General features: G+C 69.2%; 15 protein-coding genes. 6 read left to right on the top strand and 9 right to left on the bottom strand.

Annotation, left to right across the window (positions count from 1 at the left end):
• Positions 1-139: 139 nt before the first annotated feature.
• From ACFVM3_RS35725 to ACFVM3_RS35700, 6 genes are all read right to left on the bottom strand, one after another.
• Complete coding sequence (locus ACFVM3_RS35725) at positions 140-1,072, bottom strand: acyl-ACP desaturase (protein ID WP_378444310.1); 933 nt, start codon at positions 1,070-1,072, stop codon at positions 140-142.
• An 89-nt stretch (positions 1,073-1,161) separates the two neighbouring features.
• Entirely contained in the window at positions 1,162-1,599 is a 438-nt protein-coding gene (locus tag ACFVM3_RS35720) for a hypothetical protein (protein ID WP_378444309.1), read from the bottom strand.
• Positions 1,554-1,889, bottom strand: a complete 336-nt coding sequence (locus tag ACFVM3_RS35715) for an ABC transporter substrate-binding protein (protein ID WP_378444308.1) — start codon at positions 1,887-1,889, stop codon at positions 1,554-1,556. Before ACFVM3_RS35715 ends, ACFVM3_RS35720 begins: the two co-directional genes overlap by 46 nt.
• 30 nt (positions 1,890-1,919) lie before the next feature.
• Entirely contained in the window at positions 1,920-2,813 is an 894-nt protein-coding gene (locus tag ACFVM3_RS35710; RefSeq protein WP_378444307.1) for an ABC transporter permease, read from the bottom strand.
• Positions 2,800-3,582 (bottom strand): ABC transporter ATP-binding protein, encoded by a 783-nt coding sequence (locus ACFVM3_RS35705; protein ID WP_340685061.1) that lies wholly within the window; start codon positions 3,580-3,582, stop codon positions 2,800-2,802. The genes ACFVM3_RS35710 and ACFVM3_RS35705 overlap by 14 nt, the downstream gene beginning before the upstream one ends.
• A 16-nt stretch (positions 3,583-3,598) precedes the next feature.
• Positions 3,599-4,657 (bottom strand): ABC transporter substrate-binding protein, encoded by a 1,059-nt coding sequence (locus tag ACFVM3_RS35700; protein WP_378444306.1) that lies wholly within the window; start codon positions 4,655-4,657, stop codon positions 3,599-3,601.
• Between the two features lie 215 nt (positions 4,658-4,872).
• On the opposite strand from ACFVM3_RS35700, the gene ACFVM3_RS35695 reads away from it, so the two are divergent.
• The gene (locus tag ACFVM3_RS35695; protein WP_378444317.1) at positions 4,873-6,393 is read left to right on the top strand and encodes a sensor histidine kinase; all 1,521 of its coding nucleotides are present in this window, start codon (positions 4,873-4,875) and stop codon (positions 6,391-6,393) included.
• 128 nt (positions 6,394-6,521) lie between these two features.
• Here the strand turns inward: ACFVM3_RS35695 and folP are convergent, their stop codons facing one another.
• Positions 6,522-7,388: a dihydropteroate synthase gene (gene folP / locus ACFVM3_RS35690; protein ID WP_378444305.1), complete on the bottom strand. Its 867-nt coding sequence runs from the start codon at positions 7,386-7,388 to the stop codon at positions 6,522-6,524.
• A 158-nt stretch (positions 7,389-7,546) separates the two neighbouring features.
• Here folP and ACFVM3_RS35685 point away from each other — a divergent pair, with 158 nt between their 5' ends.
• Positions 7,547-8,707, top strand: a complete 1,161-nt coding sequence (locus ACFVM3_RS35685) for a glycoside hydrolase family 105 protein (RefSeq protein WP_378444304.1) — start codon at positions 7,547-7,549, stop codon at positions 8,705-8,707.
• A gap of 144 nt (positions 8,708-8,851) precedes the next feature.
• Positions 8,852-9,856, top strand: a complete 1,005-nt coding sequence (locus tag ACFVM3_RS35680; protein WP_378444303.1) for a winged helix-turn-helix domain-containing protein — start codon at positions 8,852-8,854, stop codon at positions 9,854-9,856.
• A gap of 98 nt (positions 9,857-9,954) precedes the next feature.
• Here the strand turns inward: ACFVM3_RS35680 and ACFVM3_RS35675 are convergent, their stop codons facing one another.
• Together ACFVM3_RS35675 and ACFVM3_RS35670 are read right to left on the bottom strand one after the other, a co-directional pair.
• Positions 9,955-11,526, bottom strand: coding sequence for an alkaline phosphatase D family protein (locus ACFVM3_RS35675; protein WP_378444302.1), 1,572 nt, complete (start codon positions 11,524-11,526; stop codon positions 9,955-9,957).
• Between the two features lie 43 nt (positions 11,527-11,569).
• Entirely contained in the window at positions 11,570-12,226 is a 657-nt protein-coding gene (locus ACFVM3_RS35670; protein WP_378444301.1) for a hypothetical protein, read from the bottom strand.
• 144 nt (positions 12,227-12,370) lie between these two features.
• Between ACFVM3_RS35670 and ACFVM3_RS35665 the strand changes: the two genes are divergently transcribed.
• The 3 genes from ACFVM3_RS35665 to ACFVM3_RS35655 all read left to right on the top strand — a co-directional run bounded on the left by ACFVM3_RS35665 (position 12,371) and on the right by ACFVM3_RS35655 (position 18,048).
• Positions 12,371-15,322: a BTAD domain-containing putative transcriptional regulator gene (locus tag ACFVM3_RS35665; RefSeq protein WP_378444300.1), complete on the top strand. Its 2,952-nt coding sequence runs from the start codon at positions 12,371-12,373 to the stop codon at positions 15,320-15,322.
• A gap of 114 nt (positions 15,323-15,436) precedes the next feature.
• Positions 15,437-16,663: a hypothetical protein gene (locus tag ACFVM3_RS35660; RefSeq protein WP_378444299.1), complete on the top strand. Its 1,227-nt coding sequence runs from the start codon at positions 15,437-15,439 to the stop codon at positions 16,661-16,663.
• Positions 16,664-16,824: 161 nt separating this feature from the next.
• Complete coding sequence (locus tag ACFVM3_RS35655; RefSeq protein ID WP_378444316.1) at positions 16,825-18,048, top strand: glycoside hydrolase family 88 protein; 1,224 nt, start codon at positions 16,825-16,827, stop codon at positions 18,046-18,048.
• Positions 18,049-18,246 lie beyond the last annotated feature (198 nt).

Raw genomic sequence — 18,246 nt, 5'->3', positions numbered from 1 at the left:
GTTGGCCATCTGATCACACGTGTCGTCCGGCGAGACACGCGTGATGGGAGGCGCAACTCGCGTGATTGGGGGCGTAACTCACGTGATCACAGGCGCAACTCACGTGACGGAACGCGGAACTCGCGTGACTGGAGGCGGATCACGCGTGGCGGGCGGCGGCGCGGGCTTCGGCGGCCGCGCGACGCTCTTCAAAGCGCGAAGCCTGGGTGTCGAGGGCCTTCAGGAACTGGTCGAGTTCGTCCCGCGCTTTCTCCCCCACCTCGCCGAGCCCTTCGAGCTCGAAGATCTTCCACTGCCGCAGCAGCGGCCAGATCACCTCGTCGTGGTGGATGCGCAGGTCGTAGATACCCGCCTTCGCGATCAGCGCGGCCTTCCGCACGAAGCTCGGGATCACCGCGCCCGGCATCTGGAACTGGACGACCTCGTCGGTGATGGCGCGCATCATCGCGTCGGGTGAAAGCTCCAGCGACGCCTGCACCAGGTTCCGGTAGAAGAGCATGTGCAGGTTCTCGTCCATCGCCACCCGCGCGAGCAGCTTCTCGCACAGGGGATCCTGCGTGTACTTCCCGGTGTTGCGGTGCGAAATCCGCGTCGCGAGCTCCTGGAAGGACACGTACGCGAAGACGTTCAGCAGCTCCTTGTCGCCGCTGTCGTACCCGGCCTCCATGGTCTGCATCCGGGACCGCTCGAGCTCGACCGGGTCCACCGCGCGCGTCACCAGCAGGTAGTCACGGATGCAGATCCCGTGGCGGCCCTCTTCGGCGGTCCAGCGATGCACCCACGTGCCCCACGCGCCGTCGCGGCCGAAAGCGCGCTCGATCTCACGGTGGTAGCTCGGCAGGTTGTCCTCGGTGAGGAGGTTGACCTCCAACGACGTCCGCGCGATCGGCGAGACCCGCGACTGCTCGGGATCCCACGCCTCACCGCCGAGATCGGCGAAGTTACGGCCCTCGTCCCAGGGCACGTACTCGTGCGGCATCCATTCCTTGGCGACCGAGAGATGCCGATTGAGATTCTCCTCCACCGTCCCCTCGAGCTCGAGCATCAGCCGGGTGGTTTCGGGGACCGCCATGCGTTTCGTCCTTCCAGGGTACGGAAAACGCCTACCTACGACACCGTAACTTACGGTGTCGTAGGTTTGCCACCTCCGGAAGGTGAACGCTAAAGCGAGGCCGCCAGCTTCGGCACCAGCTGCTCGATCGCGTACGGGATGCTCAGCGCGGTGTTGAACGAGATCGCCGCCCCGACCGGCGGGTTCTCGTAGGTGATGAACAGATCCCGCTTCTCCGCCGACACCTTCAGCTTTCGGTACACCGGACCGGCCCGGATCCTGGCCTCCGCGCCGAGATCGGAGTTCGGCCACACCAGGCGATCCGCGTCGAACAGATCGAACCGTTCCGACGAGACCTCGGTCATGAAGATCATCTTCGGGTCGGTCGTGGTGAACGCGGAGAACTTGCCGGCCTCGAAGGTGTCGGCGACGACCATCGACAGCTTCGCGAACCCGGGATGTCCGGCCCGCGCCTGCGCGAACCGCCGGTCGATCCCGGCGATCAGGTCTTCGGCCTTCTGCGGGAGCCCCAGCGCGCGGCCCACCATCCGGGTCGTCTCCTGCCACGGCGCCGCGTAGTCCTCGAACTTCGGGGCCGCGCGACGACCGGAGCGAGCTGCGACAGCTTGTCGTACTGCTCCTTCTTCATCCCGCTGTACTGGGCGAGGATCAGGTCCGGCTTCAGCGCGGCGATCTTCTCGAAGTTGTAGTCGTCCCGTTCGCCGACGATCTCCGGCTGTTCGTCACCCCAGCGGGCCTGGGTCCACGGCCATTTCCCGTACGGCCGCTCCTTGAACCGGTCGACGGCGCCGACCGGCCGGATCCCGAGCGCCAGCACGGCGTCGTGGTCGGACAGGCCGAGCGTGATCTAAAGGGACGCGGTGAGACCACGGGCACGCAGGACCGACCGTTCCAGCGGACGGAACACCACCAGCTCGATACCGACCCCGACCAGCAGGATCAGGAAGATGGCCGACATCACGGCCTCCATGCTGTTGAACGACGAGCCTTCGTGCAGGTACGCGCCGAGTCCCTTGCCGAGCGCCGGCGACAGCGCGATCAGCTCGGCGGCCATCAGCGAACGCCACGAGAACGCCCAGCCCTGTTTGAGCCCGGCGAGAAATCCGGGCAGCGCGGCGGGCAGCAGGATGTGCCGCGCGGACGACAGCCTGCTCGCGCCCATCACCTGACCCACGCGCGGCAGGATCGGCGGGATCTGGTCGATACCGGAGACCAGGCCGTTGGCGATCGATGGAACCGAACCCAGCAGGACCACGAAGTAGATCGACGCGTCGTTCAGCCCGAACCACAGGATCGCCGCGGGCACCCAGGCCACCGACGGAAGACTCTGCAGCCCGGTCAGGAACGGTCCGACGGCGGCCCGGACGACCCGGACCTTCGCCACCAGCAGCCCGAGAGGGGTCCCGATGACCACACCGATCAAGAAGCCCAGCGCGGCGCGGTGCACCGACGTCCACACGAACTCGAAGATCTCACCGTCGACGGTGATGCCGACGAGTTCGTGCCACACCGCGAGCGGCGCGGGCAGCATCGCCTCCGGCCAGAACGCGGCGGCCCACAGTGCCTGCCACAGCGCGACCACCAGGATCAGGAAGACCACCGGCGGCACGAAACCGCGCAGGAATCGCTTTCCCCGGCTTTCCCGGCGCTCCCCGGTGGGGGTGTCGAGTGAGTCGAGCCCCGCGCCGACGGCCTCGTCGGCGTCTTCCGCCGCGGTTTCGGGGCGGTCAAGCCGCGGCATGGGTACTGATCACCTCCCGGAGGTGACCGGTGATCTCCAGCGTCAGCTCCTCGGCGTCGGAGGCCTGGACGTCGCGCCATTCCCGCACGACCCGGCCCGGCCGCGACGAAAGCAGCACGACCCGCTGGCCGAGCCGGACGGCCTCGCGGACGTCGTGGGTCACGAACAGCACCGACGTGCCGGTGCTGCGGTAGACGCGCAGCAACTCACCCTGCAGGACGTCGCGCGTGATGGCGTCGAGCGCGGCGAACGGCTCGTCCATCAGCAGCAGCGACTGCTCCGGGTCACCGCCGACGCGCAGGGTGGCGGCCAGCGCCCTGGCGAGCGCGACGCGCTGCCGCATCCCGCCGGACAGCTCGTGCGGCCGCTTGTCGCCCGCGCCGCCGAGGCGGACGAGTTCAAGCAGTTCGGCCGCCTTCTCGCGGCGCTCGGCCCGGCCGAACCCGGCGAGGCGCAGCGGCAGTTCGACGTTGCGGGCCGCGGTCAGCCACGGCATCAGCGCGGCCTCCTGGAACATGACCGCCGGCCGGGAGGTCTCGAGCGTGATCGAGCCGGACGTCGGCCGGTCGAGGCCGGCGACCAGGTTCAGCAGGGTGCTCTTGCCGCAGCCGGAGGCGCCGAGAAGACAGACGAACTCGCCGGGCGCGACCGTCAGGTCCATCCCGTCGAGGGCCACGACGGCACGGCCGGTCGGCCCGAAGGCCTTCCGAACCCCGTCGAGGCGCACGGCGACACCGGTGGACAGGCCGGGCTCCAAGGTGGTCGTCATCGCTGATCCCCTCCGGTCACTTCGTCAGCCCTGGCGCGTTCACGCCGGGCTTGCCCTGCTCCTTGAGCACGGCGTTGAGCGGGCCGAAATCGGCGAACCCCTTGAGGTCCACCGCGGACTTCACCACGCCCGCGGTCACCGAGTCCTGCGCGAGCTGGCTGAAAGTCGACGCCACCGGGTCGATGCCGAGTTCGATACCGGAGAACGCGCGATCGAGCACGGCCTCGCTCAGGGTGCTGCCCGCGAGCGCCTTGAGTTCACCGTTGACGACCTTCTTCGCCTCGGCGGGGTTGGTCTTCGCCCACTCGATGGCGGCGAGTTCACCCTTGAGGATGGCGGTGACGGTCTCCGGGTGCTGCTGCAGGAACTCGCTGCGGACGATCACGACCGTGGTCGGGAACTTGCCTTCCGGCCACAGCGTCTTCTCGTCCAGCAGGACCTTCGCGCCCGCGTCGAGCACGAGCCGGGAGGACCAGGGCTCCGGCAGCCAGCCGCCGTCGAGCTCGCCCTTCTTGAAGGCGTCGAACGTCTTCGGGTTGTCGAGGTTCGTGACCTTGACGTCGGGCAGCTTCTTCTCGGCGACGAACTTCTTGAGCGCGACGTCCTGGGTGTTCGCCAGCGACGGCGTCGCGATGTTCCTTCCGGCGAGCTGCTCCTGCGCGGTGATCTCCGGCTTCACCACCAGCTGGGCGCCGCCGGTGACCGCGCCGGAGACCAGCTGGATGGCGCCCTTGGACTTGGTGAAGGCGTTGATGGCGGGGCCGGAGCCGATGAACGCGATGTCGAGCGAGTTGCCGAGCAGCGCGTTGACCTCTTCGGGTCCGGCGTTGAACGTCTGGGTGGTGAGCTTCGTCGAGCCGAGTTCCTTGGCGAAGAAGCCGTTCTTGGCCCCGATCAGCGCGGGCGCGTGCGTCACGTTCGGGAAGTACCCGACGCGCACCTCGGCCGCCGCACCCTGGCTCTTCTGCTCCACCGCGGTGCCCCGATCGGCGCGCGAACACCCGGCGATCCCGCTGGCCAAGGTCAAGGCGGCGAGGACCGCGGCCGGCAAGCGGGTTCTGTGGTGGGTGCGCACGGAAGGTGGCCTTTCGGGGGTATGACTCGGCTCGGGTGGTGGCGCGAGAGTCGCATGTTCACCCACGTGCCTGCATCGCCATCCGAATGACGGGAAAGATGCCGAGAATCCTTGACACCAGGCGGAACTCCTGTTCCACATTTCAGGACCGGTGTAACGGACCGGGCCGAACGGGCGAATCACGCTTAGTGGTGACGCACCCTCGTACCGTCGCGATGGCGGGCGTGCTGACCGCCGGGATCGGAATGGGCGTCGTCGCGTCGACGCTCAAGATCGCCGACGGCACGCACACCGTGCTCGACACCACCCTGTCCACGACGACGGGGTTCCTCTTCCTCCTCGCCGGCGCCATCGCGCACGTGCGCCGCGCCTCGAACCCCATCGGCCTGCTCATCGCGCTGGCCGGGCTCGCGTTGTTCACCGAGGACCTGCAATTCGCCGACCAGCCGCTGGTGCACACGGCCGGGCTGGCGCTGTCGGCCGCGTCCAGCCCGGTGATCGCGCATCTCGTGCTCGCCTTCCCGAACGGGCGACTCCGGTCACGCACCGAACGGGCGCTCGCCTTCTCCGCGTACGCCGTGGTCTTCGGGTCGGCCGTCCTCGGCCTGCTGGTCAACGACGATCCGCAGAACCTCGCCGCCGTCGCCGCCTCGCCGGAGGCCGAACAGCTGGTCAAACGGCTGCTGGAACTGGTCGGCGCGCTGATCGGTGGCGGGGTCGTGGTGGTGCTGCTGTATCGCTGGCTCACCGGGCGGATTCCGCAGCGGCGGCTGCTCTCCCCCGTCCTCGCGATCGCCGTCGTCGGCGCGGTGAGCACCACGGTCGGCAGCGCGCTCGGCTCCGGGCACCCGCTCGCCGAACCCCTGCTGGACGTCTACCGGATCTCGTTCTGCCTGTGGCCGCTGACGTTCCTGATCGGGGTGCTGCGGGCGCGGGTCGGCAACGCGGAGATGATCCGGCTTCTGCTGGAACGCGACGGCACCGGGCTGGCCGCGCTGGTGCAGGACGACGAAGTGTGGAAGGACAGCCGGTCGATCGACGCGCTCAACGCGGCCGCCGGGCTGGTGCTGGACAACCAGCGGCTCGCCGCCGAACTGGAGGAGCGCCTCGTCGAGGTCCAGGCGTCGCGCGCCCGCATCGTGGCCGCCGCCGACGACGAACGGCGGCGGGTCGAGCGGGATCTGCACGACGGCGCGCAGCAACGCCTGGTGAGCGTCGTCCTGCTGCTGCGGATGGCGGAGCGCCGGCTCGCGAGTGAACTCACGCCCGCCGTCGCGACGCTGCTGAGGAGCACCATCGACGAACTGCAGGCCACGGTCACCGAACTGCGCGAACTCGCGCGCGGGCTCCGGCCCGCGATCCTCACCGAGGCCGGGCTGATCCCCGCGGTCCGGTCGCTGCTGGACCGGGTCCCGCTCGCCGTCGACCTCGCGGGCGCGGACGTGCCGCGGCTCAGCGGCGCCGTCGAGGCGACGGCGTATTTCGTCGTCTCGGAGGCGGTCACCAATGCCTTGAAACACGCGCGGGCGGGGGAAGTCCGCGTGTGCATCCGCGTGGAGGACGACGGCCTGCGGGTGGACGTCCACGACGACGGCACCGGCACGGCCGACCTCGGCGGCGGCTCCGGACTGCACGGCCTCCGTGACCGGGTCCGCGCGCTCGGCGGCGAACTGACCGTCTCGAGCGACCCCGGCTCGGGCACCACGGTTTCGGCCGTCATCCCCTTGGACGGCTGACGCGTGTTCTCCGCCGGATCACGCGTGATTGAGGCCGTAACTCGCGTGATTGAAGCCGGAACTCGGTGTTCGCTCTCCAATCACGCGAGTTCCGCCTTCAATCACGCGAATGTCGCGTTTCGCCAGGGTCAGGCCAGCCCTCGGATGGCGCGCGCGGGCGGACGCGTCCCCTGGATGGACGCGATCATCTCCAGCACCTGACGGGTACGCCGCACCTCGTGCACCCGGAACACCTTGGCCCCCTCGGCCACCGCCCAGGCCGTCGCGGCTAGGGTGCCGTCGACCCGCTCCGCGAGTTCCACGCCGAGCGTCTCACCGACGAAGTCCTTATTGGACAGTGCCATCAGCACCGGCCAGCCGGTGTCGGCCAGTTCCCGCGCGTGCCGCAGCAGCGCCAGGCTGTGCCACGTGTTCTTGCCGAAGTCGTGCGTCGGATCGATCAGCACCCCTTCACGCGGGACACCGAGGGCGACGACGGCTTCGGCGTGCGCCGTGGTCTCCGCGACGACGTCCGCGACGATATCCGGGTAGCGCACCCGGAACGGGCGGGTCCGCGGGACGGCGTTCCCGGTGTGCGAGCAGACGTAGCCGGTGCCGAACTCGGCGGCGACCTCGGCCAGTTTCGGATCGGCTCCCGCCCACGTGTCGTTGATCAGGTCCGCGCCAGCCTCCGCCGCGCGCCTGCCCACCTCGTGGCGCCACGTGTCGACGCTGATCACCAGGCCGGGGTGCAGTTCGCGGATCCGCTCGACGAACGGGACCACCCGTCGGATCTCTTCCTCGACGTCGACCTCCGCGCCGGGGCCCGCCTTGACCCCGCCGATGTCGACGATGTCCGCGCCGTCGGCCACCGCCCCGGCGACGGCGGCCAGCGCGTCCGGATCCGAGAAGGTCGCCCCCTTGTCGTAGAAGGAGTCGGGGGTGCGGTTGACGATCGCCATGACCAGGGCGCGGTCCCGGGCGACGCGGCGCCCGCGGAAGGTCAGCTCGTTCACGCACCGATCGTAGGCGAGCCGGCGGCTTCGCCGGAGAGTGCCGCCCAGCGGGAAGAGATCGGATCTCTCTTGACTCGCCGATGAGCACACGGGTAGACGTTGTCCCACAAGGAAATTCCGCCCGGCGACCCGTTTCCCGACGTAGGAAAGGGCCTCGAATGTCCTCAGCTCCTCTTCGCGCGGCACGGCTTTCCCGGCGCACGCTCCTGGCGGGAACCGCGGGTGCCGTCGGCGCGCTCGCCCTGCCCGGCGTGGCGTCGGCGGCTCCGGTGGATTGGTCGCGCGCCGTCGTCGACTCGACGATGAAGCGCCACACCCCGGCCACCCTCGGCGGCTGGAGCTACACCCGCGGCCTCTACCTCTACGGCCAGTATCTGGTGTACCGGCGCACCGGCGAGAAGTCCTACCTCGACTTCATCCTCGCCTGGTACGACCGGTTCGTCACCGAGAGCGGGATCTCCAACAAGTTCACCAACCTCGACGCGATGCGCTCCGGGCAGATGTTCCCCTTGCTGTACACCGAAACCGGGCAGGCGAAGTACAAGACCGCGGCGGACCAGTTGCGCGCCCGGTTCCCGTCCTATCCCCGGACGTCCGACGGCGGGATGTTCCACGCCACGAGCAGGGTCGGGCAGCTGTGGGCGGACGGCGTGTACATGGCGCAGCCGTTCCTCGCCCTGTACGGCAAGACCTTCGGTGACACCGCCTACTGCTACGAAGAGGCCGCGAAGAACGTCAGCGTCTACTTCGACCGGCTCAAGGAGCCCGCGAAGGGCCTGCTGTACCACGCCTACGACGAAGACGGTTCGGAACCGTGGGCGTCGGGGCCCGGACGGCATTCGAAATTCCACTGGGGCCGCGCGATCGGCTGGCTCGGGATGACGGCGATCGATCTCCTCGAAATCCTCCCCCGCGACCATCCCCGACGCCGTCGGCTCGTCGACGTCGTGAAATTCCTCGCCGCGGGCTACACCCGCTGGCAGGACCGGGCTTCGGGCCGCTGGTTCCAGGTCGTCGACCGGGGCGGGGACAAGGACAACTGGCTGGAGACGTCGGCTTCGGCGATGTACACCTTCCTGCTCTCCCGCGCGGTGGAACGCGGCTACATCGGCGCCGAGTACCGGCACGTGGCCACGAAGGGCTACCGCGGGGTTTTGTCCCAGGTTTCGACCGGACCCGACGGAATGACCGATATCTCGAACATCTCGGAAGGTACGAACGTCGGCGACACGGCGTATTACTACGCACGTAAACGCAACACCAACGATTTCCACGGTCTCGGCGCGTTCCTCATCATGAATGAGCAACTCGCCCACTGAGGTCGCCGCACCGGCCGAAAGGCGCTTTCCCCGCTTCCGACCTGGGGAAAGCGCCTTTCGGTCGTTTTCGGGCCGGGTGCCGGGTATTGACCGGAGGCGCTAACATCGCGTGCTGCGACGCCCACTCCCAGGAGGGACGACCGGATGCGCGAGACGCCGCCCCCGGCTTCTTTTACCCGGCTCGAACTCGGTGACACCAGCACGATCCCGGTCGGTGTGACGGTTTCCCCGCACATTTCCCTGGTTTCGATGCTCGTCGAGGTCGTCGGCGGGTACGACCGCGGCCTGCCCGCCCCCTGGCGCCGTCAGGTGGGCTCGGCGATCCCCGAGCAGGGATACCGCGCGGCGAGCTCGCTCGCCCGCCGCGGCACCTCGGTGCAACCGGACTTCATCGTCCCGAGCAGCCCCGGCGAGGACTGTTCCGCCGCGGCCCAGGCGGAAATGCTGCGTGAGCTGACGGAAGCCGACGTCCTGAAAGGCCTGGAAGAGGTCTTCGGCGATCAAGTGCCCGCGCACTGGCGGCAGGCCGCCGACCACCCGAGACGCTGGGCCGCTTCGCTCGCGGACGCCTTCACCGCGACCAGGCTGGCGACCGAAAACCTCTGGAGCAGGGCCCGTCCCCTGCTCGACCGCGAAATCGAACGGATCGGCGTCGCGTCGGTCCGTGGCGGGACCGACGCGGTACTCGGCCTGCTGCGGCCGCATTTCCGGTTCAGCAACGGCTGTCTGCTGCTGCCCGACGCCGAGCCGGCGAAGTACACCGTCCGCGGCCGCAAACTCATCCTCGTCCCGATGCTCGCGGGCAGCCGCTCGGTGGTGTCCAACTTCGACGAAGAGGACGCCGTCTGGATCGGTTACCCGCTGCCGGGGCTCGACGGTCTCCTCGACGGTGGAAAGCCCGAACCGGCCCCCGGCGTCGACGGGCTCGACCTGGTCGTCGGCGCCCACCGGGCGAAACTGTTGCGGCACTTGGGAAAGCCCGCCCGGATGGGCGAGATCGCGAATCTGCTGTCCTGCGCCGCGAGCACCGCGACCTACCACTGCGAACAGCTCGTCTCGGCGGGGTTGATCCAGCGGCATCGCGAAGGTCAGGTGGTGCTCGTGGTGCGGACGCCCCGGGGTGACGCGCTGGTGGACCTGCTCTCCTGACCCGAGGGCGGTGGGCTGAAAGCGTCCTTCACCGCATCGGATGCGACGAAAGCGTCCTTCACCGCGTCAGACGAGGCGAAGGACGCTTTCAGCCCGCTCTAGACCCGCTGCAACCCCGGTTTCCCCGCCTCGACGACGTAGCTGCGGTCCGCGGCCAGGATCACCTTCGAGAAGTCGTACTCGCTGGTGTCCGAAACCGTCATGAAGTCCGCCCGCATCTGCGTTTGCGACGCCGTCACCCGGACGTAACCGCGCTTTCCCCGGCAGTACTTGACATGCGGGTTGTTCGACAGCCAGGTCGACGACGGATCGGTCGCGGTGTCGCTGTTGCTCGTGACCGAGGTCGTCACCAGTTCCGAACCGAAGACCGGGTCGCTGTGGTTGAAGTAGTCGCGGCGCAGATCGGCCGCCCAGTGCCGGTGGACGTCGCCGGTCAGCACGATCGGGTTCGGCACCTTGCGGTCCACGATGCCCTTCGCGATCCGGTCGCGGGAAGCCTCGTAACCCTGCCAGGAATCGGGGCTCTCGCAGGTCGCCTTGTTGCCGTCACCGTCGCGGGTGGCGAAGAAGACCTGCTGGCCGAGGAAGTCCCACTTCGCCGGATGCGTCTCCAGCGCCTTCAGCAGCCACGCCTCCTGTGCCGTGCCAAGGATGCTGCGCGACGTCGACCGCATGTCGGTGCACGACGGGCCCGCCGAGCCGGACGGGTCCGGCACCTGCGCGCTGCGGTACTGGCGGGTGTCGAGCATGTGGAACCGGGCGAGGTTCCCCCAGCCGAACTGCCGGTACAGGCGGATCGACGCGCCGCTCGGTTTCGCGGTGGACCGGATCGGCATGTTCTCGTAGAACGCCTGGAAACCGGCGGCCTTGCGCGCGTCCGTCGCCGGGCTGGTGGTGCCGTTCCAGTTGTTCATCACCTCGTGGTCGTCGAAGACCACGATCCACGGCGCCATCGCGTGCGCGTTCTGGAGGTCGGCGTCGGTCTTGTGCTGGGCGTGCCGGGCGCGGTACTGGGCGAGCGTCGTCACGTCCTCGGTGAACGCCAGCTTGCGCGGATTCCGGTCGGCCGCGGCGCGGCCGGACTTCCGCTCGTACATGTAGTCGCCGAGGAACAGCACCAGATCCGGGTTGTCGGCGAGCATGCCCTTGTACGAGTGGTACCAGCCTTCCTCCCAGTGCTGGCAGGAGGAGAAGCAGTACTTCAGCTGGTTCACCGCGGCTCCGGCGGCGGGCGCGGTGCGCGTCCGGCCGACGGGCGAGATATGACCGCTGGTCTTGAACCGGTAGAAGTATTCCCGTCCCGGCTGGAGGCCGACCGGTTCGATGTGGACGCTGTGCCCGGAGGCGCGGGCCGCGGTCACGGCGCCCTTCTGCACGACCGAGGAGAACGCCTGGTCGGTGGCGATTTCCCAGTCCACTGTGTACGAAGCGTCCGGCATGCCGCCGAAGCCGTCCGGGTTCAGCGGGGCGGGAGCGAGCCGCGTCCACAGCACGACACTGTCCGGCAACGGGTCACCCGAAGCGACACCGAGCTGGAACGGGTCGTGGATGGCGGGCGCCGCCGCCAGTGTTCTCGCGTTCGCCCACGAAGGCACGGACGACGAGAACGCCGCCGCCGAAACCGCCGCGGCCCCACCGAGGAGTACCGCACGCCGATTCACCTGGCCCATGAAAATTCAACCTTTCGAAGTGGGGAAAGAACGGGGAGGGATTTCACGCGGCGTAATCGGTGATGCCGCCACTACAGGCCTCGAGCGTCGGATTCGCGGCGGCGTCGGCGACGCAGACCTTGTAATAGACCCACGATCCCTTCGCGACCGGCACGGCCTTGTCGACATGGGTGCCGTTCCCGCCGGAAGCCCAGACGTAGAACGGGCCGGCGCCGCCCTTCAGCCAGTACGCGACCACGGCGGACTTGCCGTCGGCGTTCCTGTCGTAGACGAGGAAATGCGCGTCCGACGAACGGAACTGGCCCTCGCCCGCGCAGACGCCGGTGGAGCATTCGGCGCTGCCGGAACCGACTCCGCAGTCGGGGGCGATCCGCTGGTCGGAGCCGGTGTAGACGTAGGCGTCCGAGATGTAGCCACCCAGCGCGGGGACGTAGTCCCACAACGTCGTGGTGCCCAGCGGACCGGTGACCGAGGTCCCGGTCGTCTGGCAGTCGATGGTCACCGTGGCGCCGTTGGCCACCGTGCGCACCGCGGTCGAGGAGGTGCTCGGGGCGCGGCGGACGTTCAGCGGATCACCCGCCGTCTTCACGGTCCCGGTGGCCGCGGCCAGTGCGGGAGTGGCTCCGGCGAGGCCGAAGGCGCCCGCCGTCACCAGCACGAGAAAGAAACCGGCGAGCCGCCGGACACTTGAACGCTTCATGGCTTCAGGGTCGACCGGCGTCGTACACATCACGTACAAACGCCGGCGGGCTGTCTGCACATGCATGCGAATGGATCTAGCCAACCATGGCGGGACGGCAATATTATCGGCGGATATGGGGCTCCTGCCGTATTGGCGGTTTAGGTGACTATTCTCGGGTTTCGCGTTCTCGGTCCGCTCGAAGTGGCGGTGGACGGGCAGGTGGTGCCACTCGGCGGCCCCAAACCCCGGCTGCTGCTGGCCGCTCTCCTGCTCCAGCCCAACGTCGTCGTCTCCACCGAACTGCTGATCGAGGTCCTGTGGCCTTCGTCCGCGCCCAGGTCGGCGGCGGCGAACATCCGTACCTACGTCCACTCACTCCGCAAACGCCTCGCCGACCACGACCCCGAACTCGGCGAGCGCATCGGAAGCCGGGCCTCCGGATACATCCTCAAAGCCGGCCCCGAGGAGATCGACCACATCCGCTTCGGCGAATTGGCCGCCCGCGCGCAGGACGCGCTCGGCCACGGGGAAGCCGAATCCGCGCTGGGCCTGCTGGACCAGGCCGAAGCGCTGTGGCGCGGCGAGGTACTCGAAGGTCTCCCCCACGACCACGGCTGGGGCGCGACCGTCGCCAGGCTGACGGAATTGCGGCTCGCGGTCCAGGAACAGCGCCTGCGGGCGAGGATCGAACTAGGCCGGACCGCCGAGGCCGTCGCCGAGCTGCGCGGACTGGTCACCGAACATCCGCTGCGCGAGGAGCTCTGGCAGCAGCTGATCGTGGCGCTGCGGGCCGACGGCCGCACGGCCGACGCGATCGAGGCCTACGAAACGGCCGAGAAGGTACTGGCCGACGAGCTCGGCACCGAGCCGGGGCCGCGGCTGCGGGAACTGCGGGCATCCCTGGTTCTCACGCCGTCCGCGACCCAGGACGCGGTGACCGCCGCCCTCACCGTGCCGGTGACGCCGGTCTGCCAGCTACCGCTGGACCTGCCGGACTTCACCGGCCGCGACGAGGTGGTCAGCGCACTCGTCCGCCTCTTCCACGACCGCCGGGAACAGGGAAAACCGGCGATCGCGGTGCTGTCCGGGGCGCCGGGGATCGGCAAGTCCTCCGTCGCGATCCGGGTGGCGCACGCGGTCCGTGACGACTTCCCGGACGGTCAGCTGCACGTCGACCTCGCCGGGACGTCGTCCTCGCCCCGCCCACCGATGTCCGTCCTCGCCGAGTTGCTCCGCGCCCTGGGCGTCCCCGACGCGGGACTGCCGCGTGATCTTCCGGAGCGCGCGGCGTTGCTGCGTTCCCGGCTCGCGACCCTGCGGATGTGCGTCGTCCTCGACGACGCCGGCAGCGCGGCGCAGGTCCGCCCGCTGCTGCCCGGCGCGGGTTCCTGCGCGGTGCTGATCACCAGCCGGGTCCGGATGCCGGATCTGGCCGGGGCCACCCCGGTCGACGTCGACCTGCTGCCCGAAGCCGAGGCCGCGAAGCTGCTCGAAGGCATCGTCGGCACCGAAAGGGTCGCCGCGGAGCCGGAGTGCGCGACCGCGATCCTGCGCCACTGCGGATATCTGCCGCTGGCGATCCGGGTCGCCGGGGCGAAGCTGACCCACCGGCCGGGCTGGACGTTGCGCGTGCTGGCCGACCGGCTGCGGGACGAAAGACGAAGATTGGACGAACTCCGCGTCGGCGATCTCGCCGTGCGGGCCAGTGTCACGCTCAGCTACGACCTTCTGCCGATGTCGGCGGCGACCGCGTTCCGCGGCCTCGGCGGGCTCGGCTCGGTCCAGTTCCCCGGCTGGGTGGTCGCGGCCCTGCTCGGTCGCAGGCACGGCGAGGACGTCCTCGATGTGCTGGTGGACGCTCATCTGGTCGAGCTCAGCGGCTCGGACGCCACCGGCGAGCCCCGCTACCGCCTGCATGACCTGTTGCGGTGTTACGCCCTCGAACTGCGGGCGCAGGACGTCCCGACGAAGGCACGTGACGCCACGAAACGGGTGCTGGAGGGCTATCTCGCGCTCGCGGTCGAAGCCGCGGACCGGATGCCGATCCATTTCTTCGGGCTCTACCGGGACGACACGGCCGTCCAGCCCGCGCTCCCGCCGGGCACCGCGCGGCTGATCGAGGATCCGGCCGCGTGGTTCGCCGCCGAGCGGCACACCTGCGTCGCCGCCGTCTCGCTCGCCGCCGACCTGGGTTTCGACTCGCTGGCCTGGCGTCTCGCCGCCGCGCTGGCGCCGTACTTCGACCAGCGCGGTCACCAGGACGACTGGATGCACACGCACGCCGTCGCGCTGGCCGCCGCCCGCCGGTCCGGCGAGGTCCGCGGCGAGGCGATCATCCAGCGCAACCTGGGGCAGATCCAGCTGTACCAGGACAGTTACGCCGAGGCCCTGGTCGCGTTCGAGCAGTCGCAGCTGCTGTTCGACAAGATCGGCGACGCGCGGGGCGCGGCGATCGCGCTGGCCGGGCTCGGCACCGTGCTGCGGATCAAGGGCGAAGACACCGTCGCGCTGGAGCACTGTCACGCGGCGCTCGACCAGTTCTCGGCGGCAGGCGATCCGCACGGCGAGGCCGTCGCGCGGATCGCGATCGGCGCGGTGTGGCTGGCGCGGCGCCGGTACGCCGACGCGGAACGCTGGTTCACCGAGGCGCTCGACCAATCGGCCCGGATGGGCGATCGGCACCGCGAGGCGCACGCGTTGAAACGGCTCGCCATGCTGCGCCAGCACCAGGGCGACCTCGCGGGCGCGCGGGAGTGGGTCGACCGTGCCATCGCGATCTTCAACGAACTCGGCGACGACCACTGCGTCGGCTACGCGAACCAGAACCTCGGCGAGCTGTATCTGCACAGCGGCGACCTTGCCCACGCACAACTGCTGCTGGTCAATTCGCTGAGTGTGCACCGGCGCAACGGGGACCGCCGGTCCGAGGCCGAGGTGTCCCAGCTGCTCGGGGAACTGCACGAGGCGCTGAGCCAGCCCGAGCGGTCGCGGACGTATTCGGAGCGCGCGCTGGCGTTGTGGCGGGAACTTTCCGCACGGCCACAGGAATCCGCGCTCGCTTCGCGCCTGCAGGAATCGGCCGAAGCCTCCTACGACGATTCCGCGAGCGCCTGATCGCCGGGGGGTTCACCCTCCGCAACAGGTGCCGAATCGCGTTTGTATCGATCGTGTACACGCCCCGGCGAAGCTCCCTTCGTAGCAACCGAGAGTGCTCGAAGGGAGACCGGAATGGTCCGGACCGTTAAGGCCCGCCGGGTGATGGCGGCCGTGCTGGCCGTGGGGGCGGTCACCGCCTTGGCCGCCAGCCCCGCGAACGCGGCGCCCGAAGGAAGCTGGCGAGCCGACCTGTCCACTGTGGACGGTGACGACGTCAACGTCCGCAGCGACGGCGGCGTGCTCAGCCTGGAAAACGCCGCCTGGCACAGAAAGCCCGACTCCGTCGGCAGCCAGGGTTACCTGCTGCTCGCCGAGCAGAAGCTCGGAAAGCCGGTGAACCGCGTCACCGCCCAGGTGACCGCCGACGCGCCGAAGGGCACCGAGGTCGAGGTCGACGTCCGAGGCAAACTCAACTCCCAGGACTGGACGGAGTGGACCCCCACCGAGGGCGGCGCCGCCCAGCTGTCCGCCTCCGTCTCCACGGTCCAGGTCCGCATCGGACTGCGCACGGTGACCGACGGTGTGACCGCGAAGGTCAGCGACGTCACCCTTCAGGGTGAGCTCGGCCCGCAGGTCAACGCGATCGGCGCGGCCGCGGCGGCGCTGACGTACCGGGTCTACGGCACCCGCGAGGGCCTCGTCGGCGGCACCACCGCCAACGGCCACGTGATCAAGTCCCGCGACCACTTCGTCGCCCTCCCCTCGGGCCGCGGCCTGGCACCGAAGAACACCGGCAACTACACCGTCCGGGTCTGCCGCACCGACAACAGCCGCTGCGAGTACGCGCCGGTGTGGGACGTCGGCCCGTGGAACACCAAGGACGACTACTGGAACCCGTCGGCCACCCGCCAGATGTGGAAGAACCTGCCGCAGGGCAAGCCCGAGGCGCAGGCCGCGTACCAGGACGGCTACAACGGCGGCAAGGACGAGTTCGGCCGCAGGGTCGCCAATCCGGCGGGCATCGACCTCGCGGACGGCACCTTCTGGGACGGCCTGAAGATGACGGACAACGGCTGGGTCAACGTCTCCTACCTGTGGACCGGCTCGGGTCCGACCGGCGTCATCACCACCGCGGGCGACCCGATGAACGTCCGGGCTTCGGCGAGCACCACCGCGGCGATCAAGGGCCTCGCGGCGAACTACGCGAAGGTCACCATCGAGTGCTACGTCGAGGGCGAGACCGTCACCGGCAGGTTCGGCACCAGCAACGTCTGGGACCGGATCGGCCCTGGGCACTACGTCTCCGACACCTACGTGCAGACCGGCTCGGACCTGCCGGTGGCGCCCAAGTGCTCGTGACCCCCTGATCGCGAAGGCCCGGCGTACCCCATAACGCCGGGCCTTCGCCCATTTGTCCCGCTGAGCGAGCCGTTTATTCACAACCTTGAATGGCCTTCACAATGCGCTGATCGTCGTGCGAAACTCCCGTGACGCATTCCCACTGACGAATGGCGGGCATTGTGAGCGTTTCCCGGCGAACCCTGCTGACCCATGTTCCCGGCATCGCCGCCGTCGCGGCGACGACGATCACCCCGGCCGCCGGCGCGGCCGAAGAAGCAGCCGACAGCTTAAGGACTTTCCGCCGAACGGCCGACTACGCGGTCACCAAGCTACGGGCCGTCGCACCCGGCGTTTCAGCCTTTCCGGAGATCACGCGGTTCGAGAAATGGACCTATTCGCAGAACGGTGGCTGGATCGGCGGATTCTGGCCCGGCACTTTGTGGCTCGCCTCGATCTACAGCGGCGATCCACAATTCCGCGCCCTCGCCATGGCGTCGGCGGAAAAGCTGGCACCGCGCCAGCACGAGACGCGGGACCACGACCTCGGATTCCTCTTCTACCCGTCATGGGTGACCGGCTGGCGGCTCACCGGCGACGAGAAATGGCGCACCGGCGCGCTCACCGCCGCCGCGTCGCTCATCCAGCGCTACAACGAAAAGGGGAGATTCATCCGGGCGTGGGGCGCGCTCGGTACCCCGGACAACGCGGGCCGGGTCATCATCGACACGATGATGAACCTGGATCTGCTGACCTTCGCGAGCAAGCAGACCGGCGACCGGAAGTACCTCGACATCGCCGTCTCCCACGCGAAGACCACCGAACGGGTCTTCCTGCGCCCGGACGGTTCGACGCCGCACGTCTTCGATTTCGACCCCGGCACCGGCGCCGAGATCGGCCCGAACACCGTGCAGGGTTACAGCCCGACCTCCTGCTGGTCGCGCGGTCAGGCGTGGGGGATCTACGGGTTCACCACGATGTACCGGCGTTCCGGCGACCCGCTGTTCCTGCGGACCGCGCAACGCCTGGCCGACTTCGCGCTGCGCGCCCTCACCCCGGACAACGTGCCGGTGTGGGACTACCTCGCGCCGCAGGCGCCGCACGACGTCAAGGACTCCTCCGCCGGCGCGGTGATGGCGTGCGGCCTGCTCGACCTGGCGAAGGTCGCGAACCGGCCGCACTACCGCGAGGCGGCGATCCGGATCCTCACCGCGCTGTGCGACACGTGCCTGACCACGAAGTCCACCCGCGCCGAGGCGATCGTGGCGCGAGGGACGCGTAACCGCCGGGCCGAGGACGGCGTCGAGGTTTCGCTGCCCTACGCCGACTACTACCTGCTGGAAGGGCTTTTGCGGGTGCTGATGCCGAAGGAGATCGACAAGGCGATCGACCTGTCGAGCGTCTGACGACGGGTGGGTGCACCGCCGCCTCTCGTTCGGCGTCGCGAAAGCCACTTTCGCAACATTCAGTGGTGCGAAGGCGGCTTTCGCACCACGCCGGCTCAGCCCTGCCCCGCACTGGCAGGCCGCACGCCTTCAGGTACCTAGGCGGTGTCTGCAAGTCCGCACGTGCCGGGGTCGTGAGTGGCGTTTCGGGTTCTAACC

It is taken from the genome of Amycolatopsis sp. NPDC057786 (assembly GCF_042797905.1).
Taxonomy (GTDB): domain Bacteria; phylum Actinomycetota; class Actinomycetes; order Mycobacteriales; family Pseudonocardiaceae; genus Amycolatopsis.
The sequence above is the reverse complement of the archived record's forward strand: the minus strand, read 5'-3'. Positions and strand labels throughout refer to the sequence as shown.

What these genes read in the sequence shown, in the direction of transcription:
- ACFVM3_RS35705 (WP_340685061.1), bottom strand. Translation starts at nt 3,582, where the DNA reads ATGACGACCACCTTGGAGCCCGGCCTGTCCACCGGTGTCGCCGTGCGC.
- ACFVM3_RS35660 (WP_378444299.1), top strand. Translation starts at nt 15,437, where the DNA reads ATGGTCCGGACCGTTAAGGCCCGCCGGGTGATGGCGGCCGTGCTGGCC.
- ACFVM3_RS35710 (WP_378444307.1), bottom strand. Translation starts at nt 2,813, where the DNA reads ATGCCGCGGCTTGACCGCCCCGAAACCGCGGCGGAAGACGCCGACGAG.
- ACFVM3_RS35685 (WP_378444304.1), top strand. Translation starts at nt 7,547, where the DNA reads ATGTCCTCAGCTCCTCTTCGCGCGGCACGGCTTTCCCGGCGCACGCTC.
- ACFVM3_RS35675 (WP_378444302.1), bottom strand. Translation starts at nt 11,526, where the DNA reads ATGGGCCAGGTGAATCGGCGTGCGGTACTCCTCGGTGGGGCCGCGGCG.
- ACFVM3_RS35680 (WP_378444303.1), top strand. Translation starts at nt 8,852, where the DNA reads ATGCGCGAGACGCCGCCCCCGGCTTCTTTTACCCGGCTCGAACTCGGT.
- ACFVM3_RS35670 (WP_378444301.1), bottom strand. Translation starts at nt 12,226, where the DNA reads ATGAAGCGTTCAAGTGTCCGGCGGCTCGCCGGTTTCTTTCTCGTGCTG.
- ACFVM3_RS35695 (WP_378444317.1), top strand. Translation starts at nt 4,873, where the DNA reads ATGGCGGGCGTGCTGACCGCCGGGATCGGAATGGGCGTCGTCGCGTCG.
- ACFVM3_RS35725 (WP_378444310.1), bottom strand. Translation starts at nt 1,072, where the DNA reads ATGGCGGTCCCCGAAACCACCCGGCTGATGCTCGAGCTCGAGGGGACG.
- ACFVM3_RS35720 (WP_378444309.1), bottom strand. Translation starts at nt 1,599, where the DNA reads ATGGTGGGCCGCGCGCTGGGGCTCCCGCAGAAGGCCGAAGACCTGATC.